Here is a 26,137-nt window from a genome sequence, read left to right on the forward strand (position 1 = left end):
CACCCCAGTCCACCCCGTTCTCGACGAGGAGAGCACGTGTCACAGGAGAAGTCCGTCCAGACCCGGGACGAGAACGGGTACGACTACGACGTCCTGATAGTCGGCTCCGGCTTCGGCGGTTCGGTCTCCGCGCTGCGCCTCACCGAGAAGGGCTACCGCGTCGGCGTCCTGGAGGCCGGCCGGCGCTTCACCGGCGAGTCGCTGCCGAAGAACTCCTGGGACCTGAAGAACTACCTGTGGGCCCCCAAGCTCGGCATGTTCGGCATCCAGCGCATCCACCTGCTCGGGAATGTCATGGTCCTGGCAGGCGCCGGGGTCGGCGGTGGTTCCCTGAACTACGCCAACACCCTCTACGTGCCGCCGAAACCCTTCTTCGACGATCCCCAGTGGCGTGACATCACCGACTGGCACGACGAACTGGCGCCGTACTACGACCAGGCCAAGCGCATGCTCGGGGTCCGGCTGAACCCGAGCATGACCCCGTCCGACGTGCACCTGAAGGCCGCCGCCGAGCGGATGGGCGTGGGCGACACCTTCCACATGGCGCCGGTCGGCGTCTTCTTCGGCGACGGCGAGGACGCCGACGGCACGACGAAGGCGAAGCCGGGCGAGCGGGTGCCCGACCCCTACTTCGGCGGCGCGGGCCCCGACCGCAAGGCCTGCAACGAGTGCGGCGAGTGCATGACCGGCTGCCGGCACGGCGCGAAGAACACCCTCAACGAGAACTACCTGTACCTCGCGGAGAAGGCGGGTGCCGTCGTGCACCCGATGACGACGGTCGTCTCCCTCACCGACGACTCGCGCGGCGGGTTCGCGGTCGCCACCCTCCCCACCGACCGGCGGAAGAAGGGCGCGGGCCGCACCTACACGGCCCGCCGGGTCGTCGTCGCCGCCGGCACCTACGGCACCCAGACCCTGCTGCACCGCATGAAGGCCAACGGCCAGCTCCCCCATCTCTCCGACAAGCTCGGCGAACTGACCCGCACCAACTCCGAGGCCCTGGTCGGCGCCCAGACCGACGACCGGCGCTACCGCAAGGCCACCGGCGAGTCACGGGCCGACTTCACGCGCGGCGTCGCCATCACGTCCTCGATCCACCCCGACGCCAACACCCACATAGAGCCGGTCCGTTACGGCAAGGGCTCCAACTCGATGGGCGGCCTGTCGATCCTCCAGGTCCCGTACGCCGGGCACACCGCCTCGGGCGCGTCCCGCGTCCTGGGCTTCCTGGGCCACGCGGCCAGGCACCCGATGCTGGTCCTGCGCTCCCTGTCCAACCGCCGCTGGTCGGAGCGGACCATCATCGGCCTGGTGATGCAGTCTCTGGACAACTCCCTGACCACGCACCTGAAACCGACGGGCGTCGGCAAGGGCCTGCTCACCGCACGGCAGGGCCACGGCTCGCCCAACCCCAAGCAGATCAAGGCGGCTACGGAGGGCGCCTCCGCGCTCGCCGCCGAGATCAACGGCTTCGCCGGCTCCAACGTCGGCGAGCTGATGGGCACCCCGCTCACCGCCCACTTCCTCGGCGGCTGCCCGATCGGCGCCTCCCGCGAGACCGGCGTCATAGACCCGTACCACCGGCTCTACGGCCACCCCGGCATCTCGGTCGTCGACGGCGCCGCGGTCTCCGCCAACCTGGGCGTCAACCCGTCCCTGACCATCACGGCGCAGGCCGAGCGGGCGATGTCGTACTGGCCGAACAAGGGCGAGAGCGACCCGCGCCCGGCGCAGGGAACGGCCTACGAGCGCCTGGCCCCCGTCGAGCCCAAGTTCCCGGCGGTCCCGGCGGAGGCCTTCGGCTCGCTGCGGCTGCCGTTCCTCGGAATACCGGCGGTGCCGCCGAAGAAGTAGCGGGAAAGGCGAAAGGGACCTGCGCCCCCCTCCGAGCGCAGGTCCCTCTCACCCAGCCTGTGTCACGCCGGTTCGTGCCGTGTCACGCGTCCGCGCCGGTCTTGCGCCGCCGCACCACGAACACCGCGCCGCCACCGACGACGACGGCGAGCCCGCCGACGAGGCCGATCATCGGCAGCGCGGAGCTGGAACCGGTCTCGGCGAGGCTGCCGGTGACCTCGGGCGTGCTCGCGGCCGGCTTCTCGTCGGCGACGGGAGCCTTGCCGCCTTCCTGCGGCTCGGTGCCCTCGGTGTCCGTACCGGCGGACACGATCTGGAACTTGTAGGCGATGTCACCGAAGCCGGTGCACTCGCCGTCCGCGTCGCCGTAGATGGTCGCGCCGAGCGTGAAGCCGGCGCCGACCGGGGCGTCGGGCCTCACGTTGATCCGCATCGGGATGTCGACCTCGTAGTCGGGCGCCAGCTCGTCGGTGTAACCGATGTAGCCGACCGCGTACCCGAACTCGTTGAGGTCCTCCCAGAGCTTGTCCTCGGGGTTCCAGGCCTGGAGGCTGACCTTCTTGCTCTCGAACAGCTCCTCGCCGTTCCGGTCGGCGGAGGCGCCGGCCAGGTACTCGAGGTTCTGGAGCGTGGAGCCGGAGTTGTTGGCCACGGTCAGCGAGAACTCGTGCCAGCCGCTGCCCACCGCGATCTCACCGGGCAGACCCGTGATGTCGACGTCGACCTTGGTGTCCTCGCACACCGACGGCTCGGGGTCCGGGGTCCCGGTCTCCTCGGGCGCGGAGGTGCTCGGCGACGGCGAGGCCGGCGCGGAGGTGCTGGGCGACGGGGACGCGGGGGCGGAGGTGCTCGGCGAACTGCTCGCGGAGTTGCTCGGCGGGGCGGCCGTCTCGCTCGTGGACTGGCTCGGGGACGGGTCCGCCGGGGGTGTGCTCTCCGGTGCGGACTCGCTGGCGCTGGCCGGCGGCGGAGACGTCGGCGTGTCATCGGTCGCGTAGGCGGCCGGCGCGGCGAGCAGCGCCACCGGGGCGATCACTGCCGTGGCGGCCGCAGCTGCCATGGCGCGACGAAGCTTCATGAAGACCTCGGATGGTCCGGCGTACCGCGTGAGGCGGTACGGGGGGTCAGGGAGGCCTCCGCGTGTGGGGCGCGGGTGTGGCCCTTGGTTCGGTCCGTACGCCTGTTTGATCTGTGAAAGCTGTGAATGGTTGCCCTCGAACTCACAGAACTTTTATGTGGCGTGCGTCACTCACGGGGCCGGTGAGGGAGGCGGCGGGTATGGCCGGTCACGGCCGTTCACGGCCCGGGCATGGCGAAGGGCCCCGCGGGATGTGCGTCGCGGGGCCCTTCCTCGGCCAGCACCGGCGTCAGGGCAGCGCCGGTGCCTCGGAAGCGGCGCCGGGGGGTTGCGCCGCTTGCTTCGAATGGCATGTGGTTCCGAACGGCCGTGCAGTCGAGTGGGCCGGGGGACTCGGCCGCCCCGTCGGCCGGCCCCGGGCGTCCCCGGAGCCGGCCGTTCTCTTGGGTGACCGGGCTGCTGTCCCCTGCCGTCCGGTCACTTTCCTGGAGCGAGGTCCCACGACGTCCGGCACGATCCGTACGTCTCATCGCTCCAGCGAGCCACGCGTGGTTCTTTCGGGCCCGCCCCTGGCTGACACGGACACCGGGACCAACGAAGCCGCTCGCGTGCAGGTCACGCGCCGTACGGGTGAGAAGGCGCCCGAACTCAGATGCGACGCCCGGCCCCGACGCTCAGACGCGCCCGCGGCACAGTTCCAGCATCGTCATCGCCAGCGCCGTACCCGGCTTGCCCAGCGCGTGCCGGTAGTGGTCGAGGACCTCCATCTCGCGGGAGAGGTTCACGCGCCGGCCGCCGGAGGTGATCCTCGCCTCCTGGATGACCGCGGAGACGGCCATCCGTTCCTGGATCAGCCCGATGATCCGGTCGTCCAGCGCGTCGATGCGCTCCCGGGCGCCCGTGATCACGTCGGCCGCCTCGGTGGTGCGGGCGCCGGTCTTGTCTGCTGCGGTGACGGTCATGTCGGTGTCTCCTCGCCGAAGGGGGCGGTGCCCCGGGCCGACGGGATCCGCAAACGCCAGGCGCCCCGGACCTTGTCGGCCCGGGGCGCCTGGGAAGTCGCTTGTCAGTTGCTCAAGCAGCACGACCATGGCAGCCGGTGGGCCGGTTGCCATAGGTAAACAGGAAGACCTGGTGCGTGAGCATGGGGCCAGTATGCCCCGGGGACGGACGGTGGCCAAGCCGGTTCGTATGGTGAGACTCGGTGGAAGGGGGCGACCGCGCCTGGGCGGGCGGGACGGGGCCACCCGCCCACCTCGGTAGAATCGGCGGTACAGACCCCCGCCCGACCGCCGGAAGGCACCCCGTGTCATCAGCGACTCCCGCTGCCGCCGCCCCCGACACCGTCCTGGTCGTCGACTTCGGCGCGCAGTACGCCCAGCTCATCGCCCGTCGTGTCCGCGAGGCGCGGGTCTACAGCGAGATCGTGCCGAGCTCCATGCCGGTCGCGGAGATGCTCGCCAAGAACCCGGCGGCCATCATCCTCTCCGGCGGCCCCTCGTCGGTGTACGAGCCGGGTGCCCCCACCCTCGACCGCGCCCTGTTCGAGGCCGGCGTCCCCGTCTTCGGCATGTGCTACGGCTTCCAGCTGATGGCGCAGACCCTCGGCGGCACCGTCGACAACTCCGGCGCCCGTGAGTACGGCCGCACCGACCTGTCGGTCTCCAAGCCGTCCTCCACCCTCTTCGAGGGCACCCCGGCCGAGCAGGCCGTGTGGATGTCGCACGGCGACGCCTGCTCCGCCGCCCCCGAGGGCTTCACCGTCACCGGCTCCACCTCCGTCGTCCCGGTCGCCGCCTTCGAGAACGACGAGAAGAAGCTCTACGGCGTCCAGTACCACCCCGAGGTGATGCACTCCACGCACGGCCAGCAGGTGCTGGAGCACTTCCTGTACCGGGGCGCGGGTCTGCGCCCGGACTGGACGACCGGCAACGTGATCGAGGAGCAGGTCGCGGCGATCCGCGAGCAGGTCGGCGACAAGCGCGCCATCTGCGGCCTGTCCGGTGGCGTGGACTCCGCCGTCGCCGCCGCCCTCGTCCAGAAGGCCATCGGCTCCCAGCTGACCTGCGTCTACGTCGACCACGGCCTGATGCGCAAGGGCGAGACCGAGCAGGTCGAGAAGGACTTCGTCGCCGCGACCGGCGTCCAGCTGAAGGTCGTGGACGCCGAGGAGCGGTTCCTCAAGGCGCTGGCCGGGGTCTCCGACCCCGAGGAGAAGCGGAAGATCATCGGCCGCGAGTTCATCCGGGTCTTCGAGCAGGCGCAGCTGGAGATCATGCGGGAGGACGGCCCCGAGGTCGCCTTCCTCGTGCAGGGCACGCTCTACCCGGACGTCGTCGAGTCCGGCGGCGGCACCGGCACCGCCAACATCAAGTCCCACCACAACGTGGGCGGCCTCCCCGACGACATCGAGTTCGAGCTGGTCGAGCCGCTGCGCCAGCTGTTCAAGGACGAGGTCCGGATGGTCGGCCAGGAGCTGGGCCTGCCGGACGAGATCGTCCAGCGCCAGCCCTTCCCCGGTCCGGGCCTCGGTATCCGGATCGTCGGCGAGGTCACCAAGGAGCGGCTCGACCTGCTCCGCGAGGCCGACGCGATCGCCCGCGAGGAGCTGACCGCGGCCGGCCTCGACCGCGACATCTGGCAGTGCCCCGTGGTGCTGCTCGCGGACGTCCGCTCCGTCGGCGTCCAGGGCGACGGCCGTACCTACGGCCACCCGATCGTGCTGCGGCCCGTCTCCTCCGAGGACGCGATGACGGCCGACTGGTCCCGGCTGCCGTACGACGTGCTCTCCAAGATCTCGACCCGCATCACCAACGAGGTCAAGGACGTCAACCGGGTCGTCCTCGACGTGACGTCGAAGCCGCCGGGGACGATCGAGTGGGAGTGACCCCCGGCCCTACGCGCGCCTGACCGTGCGCAAGGGCTTCCCGGGCTGCCAGATCTGGACGACCAGATTCTCGCCCTCGACGCAGGTCCGCACGACCTCCGTCAGCTCGGTACGGAAGAGGTGGAACGGCTCCGGCGGTTTCACCTCTTCCACGTATCCGGCCCGCGCCTCGGCGTCCTCGACCTCCACCGCCCGGCCGCCGATCCGCACGTCCCCACCGCCCATGCCGGTGCCGTCCCCCGGGTTCGCCTGCAACGCGAACCGCGCGTCGCGGCGCAGGTCGAGCGCCTTCAGCGAGCCCGGCATCATGCCGAGCCACAGCTCGCCGCTCAGGAAACGCACCTCCAGGCCGGTGGTGCGAGGCGAGCCGTCCTTGCGCAGGGTGGCGAGGGTGTGGTGCGTGTACGCGCCGAAACGGGCCTCGACGGTGGCGGCCAGTGCGGGTTCGGCGGTGACGAAGTCGGACCAGTCGGCGGGGGCGCTCGTGGCGGCGGTTCGTGGTGTCATACACCGACTCTCCACCCGAAACCCGACACCTTCTGTCGGTATTGCGCCTGTCAGGGCCGTGTTCGCAGTGGTCGTGTTCAGAAGCCCCGGAGCACCGCCGCCTTCGTCATGGCGAACTCCGCGTCCGTGAGGACGCCGCCGCGGTGCAGCTCACCCAGCTCGCGCAGCCGTCGCAGCAGGACGTCGTGATGGTCGGACGGCGGCGTCGTCGGCGGCGGCGCCGGCACGGCACCGGGGGACCGGGGCCTCGGCCCGCTCCCGACCGACTCCTCCGGAGCGGCGCCGTCCGCGTCACCCGTACGGGCCGACGGATGCGGCAGCCGGGCCGTGACCGCCGTGGCGACCAGCGCGGTGAGCAGGTCGCGGCGGGCGCTGCCCCACAGGTCCAGGGCGTACGGGTCCTTCTTGGGCGGCGGCTTGGAGAACACCGTCTCCCGCGTCACGAACCGCAGGTAACCCTCCTCGGCCCCGGAGTTGGGCAGCCAGTCGACCCGCACCAGGTCCCCGACGTCGATGATCCGCGGACCGGTCGCGCGTTTGACCCGGTCGGAGGTGTCGGCCCAGTCGATCCGCACCTGGGTGCCGTCGAAGGAGACCGTGCCGTCCGAGGAACGCACCGAGACCGGCACCGGCGGCCCGGGCAGCAGATAGCCCTCGGTGGGCTCCTTGGGGATCTGGTCGAGGAGCAGCGCTCGGCGGATCTCCTCGGCGACGTACTCGGCGACCCCGCCGCGGTCGACCCCCACCGTCAGCCGGTACGGGTCCGCCGTGTCGGGCAGCCGGCCGCCGGTTGCCTGGAGAAGGGGGTCGGCGCCCTCGCGCAGCCTCAGACGCAGCCGCCCGCGTCTGCGTTCCGGCTCGAAGCCGACGCCCGCGACGGCCTCCAGCGGCACCGAGACCTCTCCGTACGTCTGCCGGAACAGCGGCACCGAGCGGTGCAGACCCGGCGTGATCCGGACCGTACTGCCGTCGAACGCCCAGGTCCCGTCCCGCTGGATGATCTCGGCCATAAGGGAATTCTCGCAGCCGGGTCAACACGGTGGTCCGCGTGTCACCCGCGCTGAGCAGAGCGGACCGGGGGCGCCGGGCGCGCGGGGGGTGGTGTACGGCACAATTCGCTGTCGTCCCAAGGGACTTACGGGTTCATCGCGGGCGGCGCGGCAGCTGCCGTCGTGGACGTTGTCGCAGATGTTGTCACTGGGTTTCAGCAGGAGTTCGGGAAGGCGGGCGTCGGGCGTGGCGGTGCAGGAGGCGAGACGCGGGAGCGGCTCGGACAGGGGCGCGTACGAGGCGGCGCACGGCGGTGGCTGCACCTGCGGGGACTGCCCGCACGGCGCCCGCGAGGGGCACCGCCGCGCGGTCGCCGCGTTCCTGCTGCGGCGGGACGAGTTCGCGGCCGGACAGGGCCTGCCGGCCGCGGTGGCCCACTCGGCCTCCGCCTCCCGGCAGTGGGTCTCGGAGGAGTTGGCCCAGTCCGCGGAAGTCGTCGCCGAACGCGGTCGCGCCGAGGGCGCGGCATGGCTCGCGGTACTCGGGCGCCGCACCGCGACCGTCGTGTGGGCCGGGGTCGTCCTGCTGCTGCTCGGGCAGTCGCTCACCGCGATCGGGGCCGGCTGGAGCGCGGCACGCACGGCCGGGCTCGCGGCGGCGCTGGTCGTGGCCGGGGCGCTGACGGCGGCGTCGTGGTTCCACCGGGCGCGGGGCGGGGCGCTGGCCCCGGTCATCGGCGAGGACAACCGCCTGTCCACGTCCCGGGCCGTGGCGGCGGCCTGGGTGCTCTTCGTCGCCTACGCGGTACTCGTTCTGGCCGGTCAACTGGCGGTGGCCTCGGGCCCCGGCCACCGGGACGACCTGATCTCCGGGCTCGAACTCGCCCGCGGCGCCGGCGCGGTGACCGTGCTCGCGGTGGTGTGCGGCATCGCGGTCCTGGTGCGGCGGGTGGTCGGACTGCGGGTGCTGGGGCAGCGGCTGCAGAAGGTCCGGGCGGACCGGCCGCGCGCGGCCGACCTGCTGACGGACGACGCGGGCCGCGGGGCCTTCGCCGACATCCAGTACGTGGTGATCAGCACCGTCGCCCTGGTGTTCGCGGCCGTACGGCTGGCCCGGCGCCCGGAACAACTGCCCGACCTGCCGTGGGGGCTGGCGGTCGTGGTGCTGGTGTCGGCGGCGACCTACGTGGCCGGGAAGTACGCGGAGGGCGGGCGCCCCGTGATCCTCTCCGTGGTCCGGGCACGGGAGGCCGGTGACCTGGACGCCCCGATCCGCACCGGCGACGACATCGAGATCCGGGGCGCCGGCTTCGTACCGCCGGGCGCGCAGCGCGCGGACCGACTGTCCCGGATGGTCGTCCGCATCGGCGCGGTCAACGTCCACGTCCCTCTGGTCCCGGTGGCCGGCGGCTTCAGCAACCCCACGGACGACCTGCTGACGGTCCCGGTCCCGGCTGACGTGGAACCGGGCCGGGTGGACGTCCAGGTGGTCACGAGCGCGGGCGTGGAAACCAACCGGTACGCGATCGACGTGACGGATTGACGCCCACCGGCCCCGCTACCTGTCGAAACCGATAGGAAGAAACCGGTCGCAGAGGGATTGAGAGGGGCCCCCACGTCGTACGTATGGTCTGGCGGGGGCTCGGCATGCGCGGGCGAGAGGCGGCTGGCAGTGATGACTCACGGTATGCGGACGGATGCGTACACCTCGCATCCGGGCGGCGGCGGAGACTGGCGTGATCACGCCACCCGGTACGCGCTCCTGCCGCTACGGATCTTTCTGGGCGTCACCTTCATCTACGCGGGCCTGGACAAACTCACGGACAGTGCCTTCATGAAGGACGCGGGCGCCGGTTCCGTCGGCGACATGATGCGTACCGTCCGCGACTCCTCGGCCCTCCCCTCCCTGGTCGACCTGGCGCTGAAGAACCCCGCCGGTTTCGGCTACGCCATCGCCCTGGGCGAGCTGGCGGTCGGCATCGGCACCCTGCTCGGACTGCTGACCCGACTGGCGGCGCTCGGCGGCGCACTGATCTCGCTCAGCCTGTGGCTGACCGTCAGCTGGGCCTCCGACCCGTACTACTACGGCAACGACCTCGCCTACCTCATGGCCTGGACCCCCCTCGTCCTGGCGGGTGCCCCGCTGCTGTCCCTGGACGCCGCCCTGCGTTCCCGGCGACGACAGCGGACAGGCGGCGGCCATCGGTAAGCGGCCCTCGGGTTCCGCGAGGACCTTCCAGCCGTGAACCCGCCCGCCGCCACCCCGAGCCCCGTCAGCCGGGGAGGTCCGCCCGGGGCGCGTCCCCTTTCGCCGCGCGGAGGGCTCCGCGGCGTCGGTGTACGGCCTGGGCCAGGACCCCGACCGCTCCCGCGGTGCAGAGGCCGCCCACGACGAGCGGGATCACCACGAACCACGGCGTCTCCCAGGCACCGCCCGCGTCGCCGAAGTAGATGACACCCGCGAGAGTCAGGAACAAGCCGGCGACCAGCCGTCCGGGCTGGAACCTATGACGCAGCACGGGCCACCTCCGCCTGTCCGACGCCGACCTGGAGGTCGAGGTCCAGCGTGCCGGAGTTCGCGCCGCCCGTGGTGGGGGCCAGGGTGACCTCCTTGTGCTTGCCCGGTGCCACGTCCACGTCCTTCTTGTCGTCGCCGGGCAGCTGGATGTCACCCACGCCCACCTCGACGCTCAGCCGCACGGTCACGTCCTGCGGCACGACGACCCGTATGCGGCCCACGCCCACGTCGGCCCGGGTGGTCAGTGTCTGTCCTTCGGCCAGATCGAGCCGTGACAGGTCGAGGGTGCCGCTGCCGGTACCTATGTCGTACTGCTCGCGTACGCCGGCCACCGTCGTGGGCTCCCAGGTGGTCCGGACCCATTCGGTGCCGACGTCCGCGGGGATGGCCGCCGACCCGGCGAGCAGGCCCGCCGTCATGATCGCCAGGAAGACGGAGCCGGCCCCCGTGCGCCCCAGGAAGGCGCTGACCGCGATGCCGACGCCGAAGACGGCGAGGGCGCAGGCCAGGCCGGTCTGCAGACTGGTGCCGAGCGGGCGTTCGTCCCAGGTCAGCCGGGTGCCGAGAAACGCCGCGACCATGGCGAGGAGGAACACCGAGCCGCCGATCCCGCGGGGACCGCGCGGTTGCGGGGACCGCGAGTGCCGGTCGCTCGCGGGGGAGCGACGGCCCTGGCCCCGGCCGATGTCGACGGCCGCCGCGATGTCGCGGTCCTCGGAATCCGGTGGGCCCCACAGATAGCCCGTCCCGCCGACGTGGGTGCCGTCCTTGACTATGGGGTCGCGCCACCAGGAGGGCCAAGTGATCATGTCCGGGGGTGCCTGGGCCTCCGGGGGAGCGTCGGCCGCGGCCTGGGCGGAGAGCGGATCGGGGGCCGGAGCCTTCCGCTGCCGGGACCAGTACCCGGCGCCCGCGAGGACGAGGGAGAGGACGACGGCGAAGGTCAGCACCCCGCCGTTGTTCAGCATGGTCAGGAAGACCCCGCAGCCGACCAGGGCGAACAGCACGGCCGCCAGCGCCTGGCCGTCGACCCGGCCGGTCAGCAGCTTGCGCACCTCGTTCTCGTCCTCGTCGTCGTAAGGGACGAAGAGCCAGGCGAAGCCGTAGAAGATGAGGCCGATACCGCCGGTCGCGGAGAGCACGGCGAGGGTGATCCGGTAGATCACCGGATCCATGTCGCACTGCCGCCCGAGGCCCGCGCACACCCCGGCGAGCGTCTGGTGCCGCCGGTCGCGCCGCAACCTGTGGGGCGGCCCGGGGACATCGGTGCCGGCGGGGGCGCCCGCGTCGGCTGCGGCACCGCCCGCGGCATCCTCGGCATCCGCGGCGGGCGCGGCGCCCCGCGGCCCGGCGCCCGGGCGAGGGCGCGGGCCGGAGCCGGGTCCCGGACCCGTCGCGGCGTGCTCGTGATCTGTCATGAGTCCATGGTGACGGGCGCGGCTCCGTGACGGCAGCCGGTTCGACCCTGGTCCGACCCTGATATCGGCCCTGACACGACGCCGGGGGAGAGTTCGAGGATCGCCGGGACCGAAGATCAGGGGAGTCTCGGGGACCGACCCTGATGCCTCGGCTCCCGCGGCCGTGTGACCATCTGTGTCATGCCGGAAGCCGCAGCAGCGCCAGTCGTCGAACCGCGGCCGCCGCGCAAGCTCTACCGCAGCAGCGACGGACGCTGGCTCGGTGGCGTGGCGCGGGGGCTCGCCGGACACCTCGGGCTGCCCGTCATCTGGGTACGGTTCGCCTTCGTCGGCCTGTTCATGGCCGACGGCCTGGGCGCCCTGCTGTACGCGGCCTTCTGGTTCTTCGTACCGCTGGGCGTCGGCGGGGTCGACGCCCAGCGGCCGCCGTCCCTCGTCACCTCCGAGACCTCGCCGGACGGCCGCCGCAGACTCGTCGCCCGCAAGCCCGACAAGGGCCAGATCGTCGCCCTGCTCCTCATGGTCGTCGTGGCCCTGGTCTTCGTGGGCAACGTCGACCTCGGCGGCGGAGCCAAGGCCTACCTCTGGCCGACCGTGCTCGTGGGCGCCGGCGTGGCCCTCGTCTGGCGCCAGGCGGACAACGCCCGCCGGGCCCGCTGGGCCGAGGTCGGACGCCACCGGCGCACCGTCACCCTGCTGCGCTCCGTGGCCGGCGTCCTGCTGGTGACGGCCGGTGTCACCGGCATCTTCGTCCTCCAGGGGTCCGCCGCCCACCTCGGCTCCGTTCTCCAGGCGGCCCTCGCCGTCCTCGTCGGTATCACGCTCCTGGCCGGCCCCTACCTGGTGCGTATGACGCAGGACCTCTCCGAGGAGCGGCTGATGCGCATCCGGGCCCAGGAGCGTGCCGAGGTCGCCGCCCACGTCCACGACTCGGTGCTGCACACCCTGACCCTGATCCAGCGCAACGCGGAGAACCCGGGCGAGGTGCGCCGCCTGGCCCGCGCCCAGGAGCGCGACCTGCGCGCCTGGCTCTACAAGCCGGAGGGCAACGGCAAGGACGAGGACGACGAACCCACCACCCTCGCCGAGGCCGTGAAGCGCAATGCCGCCGAGGTCGAGGACAAGCACGGCGTGCCCATCGAGGTCGTGGTCGTCGGCGACTGCCCGCTCGACGAGAGAATCAGCGCACAGATGCAGGCCGGACGCGAGGCGATGGTGAACGCCGCCAAGTACGGTGGCGAGGGCGGCGCCGTACAGGTCTTCGCCGAAGTCGAGGGCAGGACGGTCTTCGTGTCCGTCCGGGACCGCGGGCCCGGCTTCGACCTCGACTCGATACCCGCCGACCGCATGGGCGTCAGAGAATCGATCATCGGCCGCATGGAGCGCAACGGCGGCACGGCGCGGCTGCGCGCGGTGCCGGACGGCGGCACGGAGGTCGAGCTGGAGATGGAGAGGGCGGAGAACACGTCATGAGCGACCCGACCGAGGCGAACGGAACGGCGGGAGCGGGCGAGGCGGCCGAGCCCGCACAGCCGGCGAACGGCGGCGCGGGGGAGCGTCACGTGCGCGTGGTGCTCGTCGACGACCACCGCATGTTCCGAACCGGCGTCCAGGCCGAGATCGGCCAGACCGCGCAGACCGGGGTCGAGGTCGTCGGCGAGGCCGCCGACGTCGACCAGGCCGTCACGGTCATCACCGCGACCCGGCCGGAGGTGGTCCTGCTCGACGTGCACCTCCCGGGCGGCGGCGGTGTCGAAGTCCTGCGCCGCTGCGCCCCTCTGATGAGCGACGCCGATCGGCCCGTCCGCTTCCTCGCCCTGTCCGTCTCGGACGCGGCCGAGGACGTGATCGGCGTGATCCGCGGCGGCGCCCGGGGCTACGTGACCAAGACGATCACCGGCACCGACCTGGTCAACTCCGTCTTCCGCGTCCAGGAGGGCGACGCCGTCTTCTCCCCGCGTCTGGCCGGCTTCGTCCTCGACGCCTTCGCCTCCACCGACGCCCCGCCGGTCGACGAGGACCTCGACCGCCTCACCCAGCGCGAGCGCGAGGTGCTGCGGCTGATCGCCCGCGGCTACGCGTACAAGGAGATCGCCAAGCAGCTGTACATCTCGGTGAAGACGGTCGAGTCCCACGTCTCGGCGGTGCTCCGCAAGCTCCAGCTGTCCAACCGGCACGAGCTGACGCGCTGGGCCACGGCCCGACGGCTGGTGTGACCGGGCGGACGCGGGTGCACCCGTACCGGCCGCTACACCACCCGCGCGGCCCCCGCGAACGGCATCTCGTCGATCGGGGCCACGCGGACCGGGGCCGACGGGTTCGGGGCGTGGATCATCCGGCCGTTGCCGATGTAGATGCCGACGTGACTGATACCCGAGTAGAAGAACACCAGGTCCCCGGGACGCAGTTCGGACCGTGAGACGCGGCGGCCCGCGTCGATCTGGGCGTAGGTCGTGCGAGGGAGGGAGACACCGGCGGCGCGGTAGGCGGCCTGGACGAGGCCCGAGCAGTCGAAGGAGTCGGGGCCGGTCGCCCCCCACACGTAGGGGCTGCCGAGCTTCTGCCGGGCGTAGGCGACGGCCGCCGCGGCGCGGGAGTCGGTGGCCTGGGCGGAAGGGGCGGGCAGGGCGTCCCGGGACCCCGCCGACGAGCGCGAGGCGCGGTCGCCCGTGCCGTGGCCGAGGCGGGCGCGCTCCTCGGCGGTCAGCCGGGACAGCAGGCGGCGGGCCGTGTCCAGTTTGCCGGTGATGGTCTCGCGGTGACGTTTCAGCTCGGCCCGGCGTGACGTGAGCGAGGTGACCTCGACGCGGGCGGCTCCGCGCAACCGCTCGATGTCCCGTAGCTCCTTGCGTGCCCGGCCCACGGCGGCCGTCTGCCGGCTGCCCGCCCGCTCGATGAAGGCGGCGCCGTCGAGATACCGGTCGGGGTCGGCGGAGAGCGCGAGTTGCAGGGCCGGGTCGAGGCCGCCGCTGCGGTACTGGGCCGTCGCGACCGACCCCAGTCGCTCCCGGGTGGAGTTGAGCCGGTCCGTCTTGCGGGCCACCTCGTCCCGCAGTTCCTCCAGGCGCCGCTCGGCGGCGTCGGCCTTCTCCTTCGCGCCGTTGTACTTCTCGGTGGCGGCCTCCGCCTCCTGGTAGAGCTTGTCCACCTTGGCCTCGACCTGCGCGGGTGTCGGTTTCGGAGCGGCGTGCCCGGTGCCCGCGCCCAGCCCGGTCGCCGTCGCCGCGCCCGCCAGGGTGATCGTTGCCGCCGTACGGGCCCTCCCGCCGCCCGTCGCGCGCTGTCGCGGTCTGCGGTGCGTTCCCACCTGCGCTCCACGTCCTTCCGTACGACTCGACTCCGGTTGCCGGTGGCCGGTGGCCGGTTGCCTGGGGGAGGACGCTAGGCGCGACGGTAACGGCCGGGTGACGGGATGCGCGGAAGTGGCGGCACCGGATCGGACGGTGACCTTATGTGATCAGGGGCCCACCCGACGGGTGTCGTCTTCACGCAGGGTGATGACCGAGGTGCCGGATCAGGGGCGGATGAGGGACGTGAGGTGTTATGGGGCGCGTAGGTGCGCCGGGATGCCGCCGCCCTCGCCGGGCCGGTGTCCGAGGGGGTGAGGACCCCTGATTAGGCTCCGGCCTCATGGACGTACTCATCCACATCTTCGTCGGTCTGCACATCATCGGCATCGCGTCGCTCCTCGGGGGCTTCCTGACCCAGATGAAGGCGATGGGCCAGGGCACCGCCCGCTTCGTCCCCGCGATGCTGCACGGCGCGCTGACCATGCTGGTCACCGGCGTCATCCTGATCGGCCTCAACCAGGCCGACGACCAGTCCGTCGACAACGTCAAGATGGGCGTGAAGCTCGCCCTGCTGATCGTGATCCTCGGCCTGGTCTACGTGAAGCGCGACGACGAGAAGGTGGAGAAGCCACTGTTCGGTCTGGTGGGCCTGCTGACCGTGGCGAACATCTTCATCGCGGTGCTGTGGACCTGACCTCCCCGGCGACCGTGCCCGCGGACCGCAGCCCGGCCCTGGCCTGGAGGACCGCCCCCGCCGCGACCGCCAGCCACGCGGCCACCGCCGCCCACAGCAGCGCCTGACCGGGCGCGTCCAGCCACGGGACGTCGAGGACGGCGGCGACGGACAGCGTCGCCGCCGCCGTCATGCCGAGGGGGAAGACGGTCGACCAGCGGCGCACGTCGTAGTGGATCCGGGGCCACGCGATCTCGGCGGCGAGCAGTACGGCGTACCAGGCGAGGTCGAGGGCGAGCAGGAAGACGGTCACGTCGTGCAGGACGGCGTAGTCGTCGTTGTTCCACAGGTACATGCCCGTCCCGGCCGCCGCGAGCAGCTTGGCGCCGGCGAGGGCCGAGATGGCGAGCGCGCCGCCCGCCACCCAGTGGTCCCCGGACCCCCGGGCCACCTGCCGCAGATCGAAGCGGAACAACGCGATCAGGTAGAGCACGATCCCCAGCCAGAACGGCACCAGGGACGCGTGCGCGAGCCAGGCCGTCGAGGTGGCGGCGGCCAGCGTGGCGCCCAGCACGGCCAGCCCCTCCGTGGCCACACAGCCCAGGAACACCGCCCCGGGCATCCGGCGCCCCCAGTGCGTGACGACCAGGTAGAGCAGCCCCGGCCACAGCAGTGCCGCCAGCGCCAGCAGCGCGGCCGCCAGGGGCGACCAGCCGAACAGGGAGATGCGGGTGCCGAGCACGGTCGTCGCGGCGACGGCGGTGAGCGCGCCCGGCGTCTCCGCCCGCGTCATCCACCGTGCGCGTTCGACCAGCAGCAGGTAGACGAAGTTCGCCGCCAGCGTCAGCCAGGCGGCGCAGGCCAGGACCAGGGCGATCCGGGACAGGATCTCGTGGCCCGTCAGGTGCAGGGCGACCGACAGGATGCCGGTCGCCATGACCGCCGCCCCGGCCGCCGGCGGACGCTGCGCCCACCAGGCGCGCAGGGGGGAGGGGGAGGTGGGGGAGGTGCCGGATGACATGCGCCCGATGCTAAGGACCGGCGCGGCTCAGGCGGGGCGCACCACGCTGTGGATCGACGACTCGCCGTCGTAGAAGATCGACTCCTCACGGACGTACGCGCCCGGCTTCGGCGCGTGGATCATCATGCCGTTGCCGATGTAGAGGCCGACGTGGCCGAGGTCGTCGTAGAAGAAGACCAGGTCGCCGGGTTGTGCCTGGGAGACCGGGACGGTCGTGCCTGCGTCGACCTGGTCGTAGGTGGTGCGCGGCAGGGTCACCCCCGCGTCCTTCCAGGCGGCCTGGGTCAGGCCCGAGCAGTCGTAGGAGTCGGGGCCGGTGGCACCCCAGACGTACGGCTTGCCGATCTGGGCGCGGGTGAAGGCGAGCGCCTTCTCGGCCTTGGTGCCGTAGGAGGGGTCCGGCGTGGAGGGCCCGGTTTCCGTACCGGTGCCGCCGGAGCCGGTTGATCCGGAGGAGCCCGAGGAGGCGCCGCTCTCCTGCCGGTCGGCCTGCTCCTGCCGCTTGCGCTCCTCGGCCTGCCGCTTCGCGAGTTCCGCCGCCCTGCGGTCGGCCTCCTCCTGCTTCTTCCTCTCGATCGCCGCGAGCCTGGCCTTCTCCTCGGCGGTCAGCTCGGAGAGCAGCTCACGCGCGGTGGCGAGCTTCTTCTGGACGGTGGCCTTGGCCGTCTTGAGGTCGCTCTGCGACTCGGTGAGCGTCTGGAGGCTCTCGGTCGCCTCCCGGCGCTTCTCCATCGTGTCGGACTGCTGCGTGACGTAGTCGTCGACCGCGTCCTTCTGGCGGCCGGTGAGCCGGTCCATCAGGTGGGTCCGGTCGACGTAGTCCTGCGGCGAGTCCGCGAGCAGGAAGGTCGCGGTCTCCGGGACCGTGGAGCCCGTGCGGTACTGGGCGGAGGCGAAGGAACCCAGCTCCTCGCGCGCCTCGTTGAGCTTCTGGGTGCGCTTGGCGACGTCGTCGAGGAGGGTGTCGACGCGCTTGCGCTGCTTGGAGGTCTTCTCCCTGGCCGCGTTGTACTTCTCCGTCGCCGACCCCGCCTGGCGGTACAGGTCGTCGACCTTCTTCTCGACCTCTTCGAGGCTCGGCCTGTCGTCGTCCGACGGTGCGGCGGTGGCCGTCTGGGACAGCAGGGCGACGGAGGTGAGGGCCGCCGTGGCGAGGGCGGGGGTCCGTACGCCTGCGACGCGCGTGCCCGTGGGACGCGACTTGCGGTGCGACGCCAAGGAGGCGACTCCTTCCAAAGCTCCGCCTACCGGGTTGGCGGTGGGGGTACCCCCAGGCCTTTCGGGCCCTGGGGGAGGGTTCGGGCGGGTGTGACGCGGAAGGGTTGCCCTACGGCGGATCCGCCCCCGTGGAGGGCGCGGTGAGGCCGATTCACCCCAGGGTTCTCGGTCGGGTCCCCGGCTCCGGGCGCCGTGCGGGCACGCCGGACTCGGCGGGGGCCGCGCGGCCCGGCGACGTTCGCCGGAGGGGGTCGTGCGGCCTGCCCGCACCGTAGCCAACTCGTGTGGCGGCTGTGAAGGTTGGTGGGTGATATGCCCGATACATTTTCGTGACCTTCGGCGTGCGGCCCCGCTTCGGTCACTCTTCGTCGCGCGCTCTGTCGCAGGGCGTGCCCGGTGGCCGGATACCGGCGATTTCTCGGGGTGGCACCGGGTTGTCGGTGGGGCGCCCTAGACTCGGAGAGCGATGAGCAGCCTCTTTGACGACAGCTTCCTGGCGAGCCTCCAGACCCCCCGGGGTCACGAGGAGGGACCTCCGCCGCCGCCCGAGGACGATCACGGACCGGAGCCGGTCCCGCACGATCTGTTCGCCGGGAAGTTCGACGCGCCGCCGGACCGGGACACCCACTATCGGGACGGCGCCCCGCGCCCCGCCCTGGACGCGGCCGCGCTCCTGGAGGGGCTGAACGAGAACCAGCGCGCCGCCGTCGTCCACTCCGGCTCCCCGCTGCTGATCGTGGCCGGTGCCGGCTCGGGCAAGACCCGCGTGCTCACCCACCGCATCGCCCACCTGCTGGCCGAGCGGAGCGTCCATCCCGGCCAGATCCTCGCGATCACCTTCACCAACAAGGCCGCGGGCGAGATGAAGGAGCGCGTCGAGCAGCTCGTCGGCCCGCGCGCGAACGCGATGTGGGTGATGACCTTCCACAGCGCGTGCGTCCGCATCCTGCGCCGCGAGTCGAAGAAGCTCGGATTCACGTCGTCCTTCTCGATCTACGACGCGGCCGACTCCAAGCGGCTCATGGCGCTGGTCTGCCGCGACCTGGACCTGGACCCCAAGCGCTTCCCGCCCAAGTCCTTCAGTGCCAAGATCAGCAACCTGAAGAACGAGCTGATCGACGAGGAGGACTTCGCCGCCCAGGCGGCCGACGGTTTCGAGAAGACCGTCGCGCAGGCGTACGCCCTCTACCAGTCGCGACTGCGCGAGGCCAACGCCCTCGACTTCGACGACCTGATCATGACGACGGTCAACCTGCTCCGCGCCTTCCCGGACGTCGCCGAGCACTACCGCCGCCGCTTCCGGCACGTCCTGGTAGACGAGTACCAGGACACCAACCACGCCCAGTACTCCCTGGTCCGGGAGCTGGTCGGCACCACCGAGCACCCCGTCGACGTGCCGCCCGAGGCCGAGGTCCCGCCCGCCGAGCTGTGCGTGGTGGGCGACGCCGACCAGTCGATCTACGCTTTCCGCGGCGCCACCATCCGCAACATCCTCCAGTTCGAGGAGGACTACCCGGACGCGACGACGATCCTCCTGGAGCAGAACTACCGCTCCACCCAGACGATCCTCACCGCCGCCAACGCGGTCATCGAGCGCAACGAGTCCCGCCGCCCCAAGAACCTGTGGACCAACCAGGGCGCCGGCTCGCAGATCACCGGGTACGTCGCCGACACCGAGCACGACGAGGCGCAGTTCGTCGCCGACGAGATAGACCGCCTCACCGACGCGGGCGAGGCGAAGGCCGGCGACGTCGCCGTCTTCTACCGCACCAACGCGCAGTCCCGTGTCTTCGAAGAGGTCTTCATCCGCGTCGGCCTGCCCTACAAGGTCGTCGGCGGCGTCCGCTTCTACGAGCGCAAGGAGGTCCGGGACGTCCTGGCCTACCTGCGGGTGCTGGCCAACCCCGAGGATTCGGTGCCGCTGCGCCGCATCCTCAACGTCCCCAAGCGCGGCATCGGCGACCGCGCCGAGGCCATGATCGACGCGCTCTCCCAGCGCGAGAAGATCAGCTTCCCGCAGGCCCTCAAGCGGGTCGACGAGGCGTACGGCATGGCCGCGCGCTCCGCCAACGCCGTCAAGCGGTTCAACACCCTCATGGAGGACCTCCGGACGATCGTCGAGTCCGGCGCCGGACCGGCGACCGTCCTGGAGGCGATCCTCGAACGCACCGGGTACCTCGCCGAGCTGCAGGCCTCCACCGACCCGCAGGACGAGACCCGCATCGAGAACCTCCAGGAACTCGCGGCGGTCGCCCTGGAGTTCGAGCAGGAGCGGGCCGAGAGCGAGGAGGCCGGGACGCTGGCCGACTTCCTGGAGAAGGTCGCGCTGGTCGCCGACTCCGACCAGATCCCGGACGAGGAGGACGGCGACGGCGTCGTCACCCTGATGACCCTGCACACCGCCAAGGGTCTGGAGTTCCCGGTCGTCTTCCTTACCGGCATGGAGGACGGCGTCTTCCCGCACATGCGCGCCCTCGGCCAGGCCAAGGAGCTGGAGGAGGAGCGGCGCCTCGCGTACGTCGGCATCACGCGCGCCCGTGAGCGGCTGTACCTGACCCGGTCGACGCTGCGCAGCGCCTGGGGGCAGCCGTCGTACAACCCGCCCTCGCGCTTCCTGGAGGAGATCCCGGCTCCGCACCTGGAGTGGAAGCGGACCGGCGCGAACGGACCCGCGCCTTCCGCACCGGTCTCGGGCGTGGCGGCCTCACTGTCGTCGTCCCGTTCCCGTTCCTCGGCGTCGGGCGCGTCCGGCTTCGCCACGCGCCGGTCCGCCGAGCAGCCGACGGTCGCGCTGTCGGTCGGTGACCGCGTCACGCACGACCAGTTCGGGCTCGGGACGGTGGTCGGGGTCAAGGGCACCGGTTCGAACGCCGAGGCGACGATCGATTTCGGGGACACCAAGCCGAAGCGGCTGCTGCTGCGGTACGCGCCGGTGGAGAAGCTCTGAGGGTGCGTGACTCGCGGGCGCGTGCGGGCGGCTTGAGCGGCCCGTACGTCGCCCGGGTCCTGCTGAGACGTTACGGCGTCACGACGGGTTGAGGCCGTGGCTGCGCAGCCACGAGAGCGGGTCGATCGCCGAGCCGCCCGAGGGGCGGACCTCGAAGTGCAGGTGCGGGCCGGTCGAGTTGCCCGAGTTGCCGGAGAACGCGATCGCGTCGCCGGCCTTCACCGTCGTACCGGAGGGGACCTGGTAGCTGGAGAGGTGGCAGTACCACGTCTCCGTGCCGTCCTTCGCGGTCACGATCATCATGTTCCCGTACGCGCTGTTGTACTGCGTGCGGACCGTGCCGTCGGTCGCGGCCATCACCGTCGTGCCGTACGACACGGGGAAGTCGATGCCGCTGTGGACGGACATCCAGTTGATGCCGGCCTGGCCGTAGTACGCGCTGAGGCCGTGCTGGGCGACCGGGAGCGCGAACTTGGGGCGCAGCCGCTCCTTGCGGGCCGCCTCCTCCGCCGCCCGCCTCTTCTCGGCGGCCTGCTGGGCCTTGAGGTCGATGCGTTCCTGCGTGCGGCTGGCCCGGTCGGCGAAGTCGTCGGCTCCGGCGGCGAGGCTCGTGAGCTGGGTGTCCAGCTTGTTGTTGGCGGTGGACGGCTGCACCGGCGCGGCTTCCGCGCCGCCGCCCGCGTCCGCCGCGGAGGCCGTGGTGTCCGTGCCGTCGTCACCGGTCAGGCCACCGACGGAGGCGGCGGCGATGCCGGCGACGCTCATCACGCAGGCCGACGGTACGGCGATGGTCATCAGTGCCGAGCGCTTGGCGGGCTGGCGGCGGCGGGAACGCGACCCGCCGTGGGAAGCGGCGCGTGCGGCCGGGATGCGGGCGGCTGGGGCGGCCTCTTCCTGCCCTTCCAGGAGAACGCCCACGGTGGGGAGTTCGCCGGTGGCGGCCAACCCGTCGTCGTGCGGGCCGGGTTCATCGGCGGCGTGCGGGGCGTCCGGCGCGGTGTTCTCCGGTGCCTGTGGCGCCTCCGGTGCCTGCGCCGTGGTGCCGTCCGAGTTCCACTGCGTGGCGTCGTAGGCGCCGGTGTCGAACGTGCCGGTCGCGAAGGTACCGGTCCCGTAGGCACCGCCTTCGACGGCGTCGGTCGCGAAGGCGTCGGCCGGGAAGGTGCCGGTCGTGAAAGTACCGGTCGTGAAGGTGCCGGTTTCGAAGGTCTGCGTGCCCCAGTCCCACTGCTGGGTCGGGTCGGCCGGATCGCCCGACTGGTCCGGCTGGGCCCAGGCGCCGGTGTCCCATTGCCCGGTGGCCTCGACGCACGTGGCCTGCGGTGGCACCGATGCGGGCTGCTGGGCGTCCGCCGTCCACGTGGTCGTGTCGTAGGCGCCGGTGTCGTAGGCGGCGTGGTGCTGGGCCGCGTACGCGTCGTGGTTCAGGGCCTGTCCGCTGCCGGTGGACCACTGGGTGGTGTCGTAGGAACCCGTGGTGTCGTAGGAACCCGTGGCGTCGTAGCCGCCGGTGTCCTGTCCCGGGAGGCAGCCGAAGAGAGGGTCGGCGTCGAAGGTCGCCGTGGCGGCGGCGCCGGTGGAAAAACCGGTGGTGTCGTAGCCGCCGTACGTGGTGAGGTCGCCGTACTGGGCCTCCCCTGTGCCGTACGACGCGTACTGCGCCGGATCGGCGTCGGAAGCCGAGGCCGGGGTGGTCATGGTCCCCGACGGGTGACGGTCGTTCACCAACTTCTCTTTCGCCTCGACAACAGGGGCTGCCAGAGCAGTGCGGCGACTGTACCCGGCGGTATACGGGCACGACAATCTTCGTCAGGTTTCACGCGCGAAGGAAACGGGCAATCGGCCTTGTTTTGGGGGACGGCGGGCACGAGCTTGGCTTTGTGTTCGACGTTTGTTCGAAGCTGAACGGGTTGTGGCGGGCAAGTTCCGCGGTCTTCGCGCCGTCTTCGGGGCCTCAGGCGACCGTCAGGCCGCCGTCCCGCTTGCCGGTCTCCGGGCCCGCCTCCGGCGCGTCGGTGTCGAGCGCCTGGCGGATCCCGGTGGCCACGGCGGGGTGCACGGGCAGGGCGAGGTGGCCGATGCCGCTCACCCGTACGTTCTGCACGGTCAGGTCGGGGTGGTCGAGGCAGGCCGTCTCCAGCGGGTCCATCACGCGGTCCAGGTCGCTCCAGAAGCTGACGAACTGCGTACGGCAGCCGGGCGAGGGGCGGGTCAGCTCCTCGAGTACCGCCGAGCCGGGGCGCATCTGGCGCACGATCGGGTGTGCGTTCGCCAGCGGGACCACCCGGGTGCCGGCGTGCGGGGTACCGAGCGTCACGAGTGTCCGGACGCGGAGGTCTCCGGCGAGTCGCTGCACGTAGTACCGCGCGATCAGCCCGCCGAGGCTGTGTCCCACGATGTCGACCCGCTCGCTGCCCGTCCGCTCACAGATCTCTTCCACGTGCCGGCCGAGCAACTCGGCGGCGGTGCGGATGTCGCAGGTCAGCGGCGAGTAGTTCAGTGACTCGATCTGGTGTCTGCCGTGCTGGGCCAGGCTCCGGCGCAGGAGGAGGAAGACCGAGCGGTTGTCGATGAAGCCGTGCAGCAGGACGACCGGGGGGCTGGTGCGGGCCGGGAGGCGGGGCGGGGGCGGAGAGGGCTGCGGGTCCTGGGGCTCCGCCTTGGGAAGGCTGCACACCGGGCGGCGCTCCTGGGTGATCCCCGAGGGGTAGAGGAGAAGGTGCCCGGCGAGGATCGCGACCTCCAGGGCGCTTGCCTTCAGGAGGGTCAGGGAAAGCCCGGTCAGCCGGCCCGGGAGGGCCGTCAGCTCCGGTATTCCCGGCAGTCCCGGTATCCCCGGCAGTCCTGGCAGTCCCGGTAGCCCTGGCAGTAGACGCTGGCAGAGCGGGAGAAGGGGCAGTGCTGCCGTGGTGACCTTCATGGGCCGACCTCCTGTCGGCACGCGCAGGGACGCCTCTGTCCCCCGTGTGCCCTCGTGGAGAGTCGTGACACCAGTGATTGGCGATGTTTGCGAGGTTTGCCCGTACGGGTGTGCCGAATCGGCGCGTCAGCGCTCTGTGAGCCCTGTGTGGCCCGTGTGCCCTGTGGTGTCGGTGATACGGCGGACGAGGCCCCGCTGCCGCCCTGTCCTGCCCTCGCTGCGGCTCTCCGTGCGCGTGTTGCCGCCGCGCCCCGTAACTGCTCGCGGCGAACGTGTCCCACCGTGTGATTTCCCCCTCTGTATCCACCGTGAAACTGCCGGTTGCGGGATGCTGGCGATAACGTTCGTTCACTTCCCCGGACGATGTGGTGCGGGGCGTCTGTGCCCGTGCTGCTGTGTACGGCGTCGGCGAAGTGTGCGGTACTTGTCGGTACGGATGGATGTAGTCGCTTCATGGAGGCAGTGATGGGTGTGGCAGCCGGTCCGATCCGCGTGGTGGTGGCCAAGCCGGGGCTCGACGGCCACGATCGCGGGGCCAAGGTGATCGCGCGGGCACTGCGCGACGCCGGTATGGAGGTCATCTACACCGGGCTCCACCAGACCCCCGAGCAGATCGTGGACACCGCGATCCAGGAGGACGCCGACGCGATCGGGCTGTCCATCCTCTCCGGTGCGCACAACACGCTCTTCGCCGCCGTGATCGAGCTGCTCAGGGAGCGGGACGCGGCGGACATCCTGGTCTTCGGCGGCGGGATCATCCCCGAGGCGGACATCGCCCCGCTGAAGGAGAAGGGCGTCGCCGAGATCTTCACGCCCGGCGCGACGACGGCGTCGATCGTGGACTGGGTACGGGCGAACGTGCGGGAGCCCGCGGAGGCGTAGCCACCCGGTCTCCGCCGGCGCGGGCCGCGCGCGCGTCGGCCGGTGCCGAGAGTCGGCAGCCTTCGCGCGGTGCCGTCAGGCCGCGGGGCCGGCAGCCCACGTGCGGTGCCCGCAGCACATGCGCGGTGCGACAGTGCAGGTGCGGTGCCCGCAGTGCACGTGCGGTGCCCGCAGCACACCTGCGGTGCCGGCAGTCCACGTGCGGTGCTGGGCCGCGGGCGTCACCCCGGGGTGCCGGATGGCGGTGCGGTCCGGTCTCGCCCCCACGCCGCGCACCTCCTACTCCGGCTCCAATTCCTCGGCCATAGCGGCACGCAGCCGCAACGTGCTCACGAGCCGTTGGAAAGCCTCCGCCCAATACCCTCCGGCGCCCGGCGACGCGTCCTCCGGTTCGTCCGGTATCGCCAGCAGGCCGTCGAGGCGGCCCGCCTCCGAGGGGGCGAGGCAGCGCTCGGCCAGCCCCATGACTCCGCTGAAGCTCCACGGGTAGCTTCCGGCGTCACGGGCGATGTTGAGGGCGTCGACCACGGCCCGTCCGAGCGGCGGGGCCCATGGCACCCCGCACATCCCGAGCAGCTGGAACGCTTCGGACAGACCGTGCGTCGCTATGAACCCGGCGACCCACTCGGCCCGTTCCCCGGCGTCGAGGGTGCCGAGCAGTTTGGCCCGCTCGGCCAGGGAGACCGCGCCCGGGCCCCCTGCCTCGGGTGCCGTGGGCGCCCCCAGCAGGGCTCTCGCCCACGCGCCGTTCCGCTGCCGTACCGCGGCCCGGCACCAGGCGGCGTGCAGGTCGCTCCGCCAGCCGTCGGTCACCGGCAGGGCGGCGATCTCCTCGGGGGTACGTCCACCGAACCGTGCCGACCAGGTCCCGAGCGGGGCCGCCTCCACCAACTGGCCGAACCACCACGACCGTTCCCCCCGCCCCGAGGGCGGCTTGGCCACGACGCCGTCACGTTCCATTCCCGCGTCGCACTCGTGGGGCGCCTCGACGGCGATCGCCGGTGGGTGCAGCGCGCGGTCGAGGGACACGCACGTCACGGCCCGCGCCGCCATCCGCGCGGCGAGCGCCGAATCCGGCAGCGCCGACAGCAACTCGGCGGCCGTCGCCCGTACGTTGCGGCTGCGGTCGGTCAGGGCCTGCTCCAGGAACGGCTCGTCCGCCGGTTCCAGCCCCGTCCGCAGCGAGTCGAGGAACATCAGCCGGTCCTCGGCCCGCTCGGTGGCCCAGGTCGAGGCCAGCAGCTCGCGCGCGGCGGCGGGATCGCGGGCGCGCAGGGACGCCAGCAGGGCGACCCGCTCGGCGAACAGGCCCTCCTCCCAGAGCCCACGCACCCGCTCCGTGGCCTCGGGGCCGGGCAGTGCGGTGCCTCCGCCCGGCGTCGCGCGCAGCGCGAACCGCCAGTCCGGATTCAGCCGGGCCAGCCACAGGGCGCGGGGCCCCGCGAACGTCAGCGCCGCCGGACGCAGGTCCGTACGCCCTCGGGCCGCGTCCAGCAGGGCCGGGACAGCAGGGGGCGGTGCCGCGTAACCGCGGGCGTTCGCCGTCGCCAGCCACTGGGGCAGCAGCTCCATCAGGTCGGGCGCGGTGCCTCTGCGGCCGCCGCCCGCCGTCCCGGGGCGATCGGTGAGCAGCATCGTGAGCCGGCGGGCGGCCGCGGCCGGCAACGGCGGGCGGGGATCCTCCGGAGCCGGTTCCGGGCGCCGGGCCGCGCGGGCCGGGCACAGTCCGGCGCGCCGGCGAACGGTCTCCGCCGCCGCCGCGTCCAGCAGCGCCGCCGCTGCGCGCGGGCCGGGCTCGCAGCCCGGGGGAGTGCGCCGGTCCGTGCCGAGCAGCGCCGAGGTGACGAGTTCCTCCCAGACGCCCGGCACGGGCGCGTCCGCGGGAGCGGGCGTCCTGGTCATGCGGTTCCCTTCCGCTCGCGTTCCGGTTTCACT

Annotated in this window: 21 protein-coding genes; 9 read left to right on the forward strand and 12 right to left on the reverse strand. The window is 72.1% G+C overall.

All coding sequences use genetic code 11. The features are described 5' to 3' along the window. Positions 1–36: 36 nt before the first annotated feature. Entirely contained in the window at positions 37–1,854 is a 1,818-nt protein-coding gene (locus ACIQ6R_RS01615) for a GMC oxidoreductase (RefSeq protein WP_404218012.1), read from the forward strand. Positions 1,855–1,936: 82 nt separating this feature from the next. On the opposite strand, the gene ACIQ6R_RS01620 is transcribed toward ACIQ6R_RS01615, so the two are convergent. Further along, positions 1,937–2,932 carry an LAETG motif-containing sortase-dependent surface protein gene (locus ACIQ6R_RS01620; protein ID WP_404218014.1) on the reverse strand — a complete coding sequence of 332 codons (996 nt, stop codon included), beginning with the start codon at positions 2,930–2,932 and terminating at the stop codon, positions 1,937–1,939. A gap of 674 nt (positions 2,933–3,606) precedes the next feature. After that, positions 3,607–3,894, reverse strand: a complete 288-nt coding sequence (locus ACIQ6R_RS01625; RefSeq protein ID WP_121748747.1) for a chorismate mutase — start codon at positions 3,892–3,894, stop codon at positions 3,607–3,609. Positions 3,895–4,238: 344 nt separating this feature from the next. On the opposite strand from ACIQ6R_RS01625, the gene guaA reads away from it, so the two are divergent. Further along, complete coding sequence (gene guaA / locus ACIQ6R_RS01630; protein ID WP_404218016.1) at positions 4,239–5,819, forward strand: glutamine-hydrolyzing GMP synthase; 1,581 nt, start codon at positions 4,239–4,241, stop codon at positions 5,817–5,819. Between the two features lie 9 nt (positions 5,820–5,828). On the opposite strand, the gene ACIQ6R_RS01635 is transcribed toward guaA, so the two are convergent. Further along, positions 5,829–6,326, reverse strand: a complete 498-nt coding sequence (locus ACIQ6R_RS01635; protein WP_404169173.1) for a pyridoxamine 5'-phosphate oxidase family protein — start codon at positions 6,324–6,326, stop codon at positions 5,829–5,831. A 77-nt stretch (positions 6,327–6,403) separates the two neighbouring features. Continuing rightward, positions 6,404–7,336 carry a DUF4429 domain-containing protein gene (locus tag ACIQ6R_RS01640; protein WP_404218018.1) on the reverse strand — a complete coding sequence of 311 codons (933 nt, stop codon included), beginning with the start codon at positions 7,334–7,336 and terminating at the stop codon, positions 6,404–6,406. A gap of 226 nt (positions 7,337–7,562) precedes the next feature. On the opposite strand from ACIQ6R_RS01640, the gene ACIQ6R_RS01645 reads away from it, so the two are divergent. Both ACIQ6R_RS01645 and ACIQ6R_RS01650 read left to right on the forward strand, forming a co-directional pair. Beyond that, positions 7,563–8,858, forward strand: a complete 1,296-nt coding sequence (locus tag ACIQ6R_RS01645; protein WP_404218020.1) for a hypothetical protein — start codon at positions 7,563–7,565, stop codon at positions 8,856–8,858. A gap of 144 nt (positions 8,859–9,002) precedes the next feature. Next, positions 9,003–9,524: a DoxX family membrane protein gene (locus ACIQ6R_RS01650; RefSeq protein ID WP_404169181.1), complete on the forward strand. Its 522-nt coding sequence runs from the start codon at positions 9,003–9,005 to the stop codon at positions 9,522–9,524. A gap of 64 nt (positions 9,525–9,588) precedes the next feature. Here ACIQ6R_RS01650 and ACIQ6R_RS01655 read toward each other — a convergent pair whose 3' ends face one another. Beyond that, entirely contained in the window at positions 9,589–9,834 is a 246-nt protein-coding gene (locus ACIQ6R_RS01655) for a hypothetical protein (RefSeq protein WP_404218022.1), read from the reverse strand. Further along, the gene (locus tag ACIQ6R_RS01660; protein WP_404218024.1) at positions 9,821–11,251 is read right to left on the reverse strand and encodes a PspC domain-containing protein; all 1,431 of its coding nucleotides are present in this window, start codon (positions 11,249–11,251) and stop codon (positions 9,821–9,823) included. The genes ACIQ6R_RS01655 and ACIQ6R_RS01660 overlap by 14 nt, the downstream gene beginning before the upstream one ends. Before the next feature lie 180 nt (positions 11,252–11,431). Here ACIQ6R_RS01660 and ACIQ6R_RS01665 point away from each other — a divergent pair, with 180 nt between their 5' ends. Then, positions 11,432–12,724 (forward strand): PspC domain-containing protein, encoded by a 1,293-nt coding sequence (locus tag ACIQ6R_RS01665; RefSeq protein WP_404169190.1) that lies wholly within the window; start codon positions 11,432–11,434, stop codon positions 12,722–12,724. Further along, positions 12,721–13,467 carry a LuxR C-terminal-related transcriptional regulator gene (locus tag ACIQ6R_RS01670; RefSeq protein ID WP_404169192.1) on the forward strand — a complete coding sequence of 249 codons (747 nt, stop codon included), beginning with the start codon at positions 12,721–12,723 and terminating at the stop codon, positions 13,465–13,467. Before ACIQ6R_RS01665 ends, ACIQ6R_RS01670 begins: the two co-directional genes overlap by 4 nt. 32 nt (positions 13,468–13,499) lie before the next feature. On the opposite strand, the gene ACIQ6R_RS01675 is transcribed toward ACIQ6R_RS01670, so the two are convergent. After that, positions 13,500–14,558: an NlpC/P60 family protein gene (locus ACIQ6R_RS01675; RefSeq protein WP_404218026.1), complete on the reverse strand. Its 1,059-nt coding sequence runs from the start codon at positions 14,556–14,558 to the stop codon at positions 13,500–13,502. A 323-nt stretch (positions 14,559–14,881) separates the two neighbouring features. Here ACIQ6R_RS01675 and ACIQ6R_RS01680 point away from each other — a divergent pair, with 323 nt between their 5' ends. Beyond that, positions 14,882–15,235 carry a hypothetical protein gene (locus ACIQ6R_RS01680; RefSeq protein WP_310871671.1) on the forward strand — a complete coding sequence of 118 codons (354 nt, stop codon included), beginning with the start codon at positions 14,882–14,884 and terminating at the stop codon, positions 15,233–15,235. On the opposite strand, the gene ACIQ6R_RS01685 is transcribed toward ACIQ6R_RS01680, so the two are convergent. Further along, positions 15,213–16,235, reverse strand: a complete 1,023-nt coding sequence (locus tag ACIQ6R_RS01685; protein WP_404218028.1) for a tellurite resistance/C4-dicarboxylate transporter family protein — start codon at positions 16,233–16,235, stop codon at positions 15,213–15,215. The genes ACIQ6R_RS01680 and ACIQ6R_RS01685 overlap by 23 nt on opposite strands. Before the next feature lie 27 nt (positions 16,236–16,262). After that, entirely contained in the window at positions 16,263–17,453 is a 1,191-nt protein-coding gene (locus tag ACIQ6R_RS01690; RefSeq protein ID WP_404218030.1) for an NlpC/P60 family protein, read from the reverse strand. Between the two features lie 466 nt (positions 17,454–17,919). Between ACIQ6R_RS01690 and pcrA the strand changes: the two genes are divergently transcribed. Next, a complete protein-coding gene (pcrA, locus tag ACIQ6R_RS01695; protein WP_404169207.1) occupies positions 17,920–20,400 on the forward strand; it encodes a DNA helicase PcrA in 2,481 nt (826 codons plus the stop codon). 78 nt (positions 20,401–20,478) lie between these two features. On the opposite strand, the gene ACIQ6R_RS01700 is transcribed toward pcrA, so the two are convergent. Then, a complete protein-coding gene (locus ACIQ6R_RS01700) occupies positions 20,479–22,125 on the reverse strand; it encodes a M23 family metallopeptidase (protein WP_404218032.1) in 1,647 nt (548 codons plus the stop codon). A 229-nt stretch (positions 22,126–22,354) separates the two neighbouring features. Then, entirely contained in the window at positions 22,355–23,320 is a 966-nt protein-coding gene (locus ACIQ6R_RS01705) for an esterase/lipase family protein (RefSeq protein ID WP_404218034.1), read from the reverse strand. 465 nt (positions 23,321–23,785) lie between these two features. Between ACIQ6R_RS01705 and ACIQ6R_RS01710 the strand changes: the two genes are divergently transcribed. Beyond that, a complete protein-coding gene (locus ACIQ6R_RS01710) occupies positions 23,786–24,202 on the forward strand; it encodes a cobalamin B12-binding domain-containing protein (RefSeq protein WP_055418278.1) in 417 nt (138 codons plus the stop codon). Between the two features lie 279 nt (positions 24,203–24,481). On the opposite strand, the gene ACIQ6R_RS01715 is transcribed toward ACIQ6R_RS01710, so the two are convergent. Next, on the reverse strand, positions 24,482–26,104 hold the full coding sequence (locus tag ACIQ6R_RS01715; RefSeq protein ID WP_404218036.1) for a DUF5691 domain-containing protein: 1,623 nt from the start codon (positions 26,102–26,104) through the stop codon (positions 24,482–24,484). Between the last annotated feature and the right edge of the window lie 33 nt (positions 26,105–26,137).

The organism is Streptomyces sp. NPDC096048 (assembly GCF_044763415.1).
In the GTDB taxonomy this organism is placed as follows: domain Bacteria; phylum Actinomycetota; class Actinomycetes; order Streptomycetales; family Streptomycetaceae; genus Streptomyces.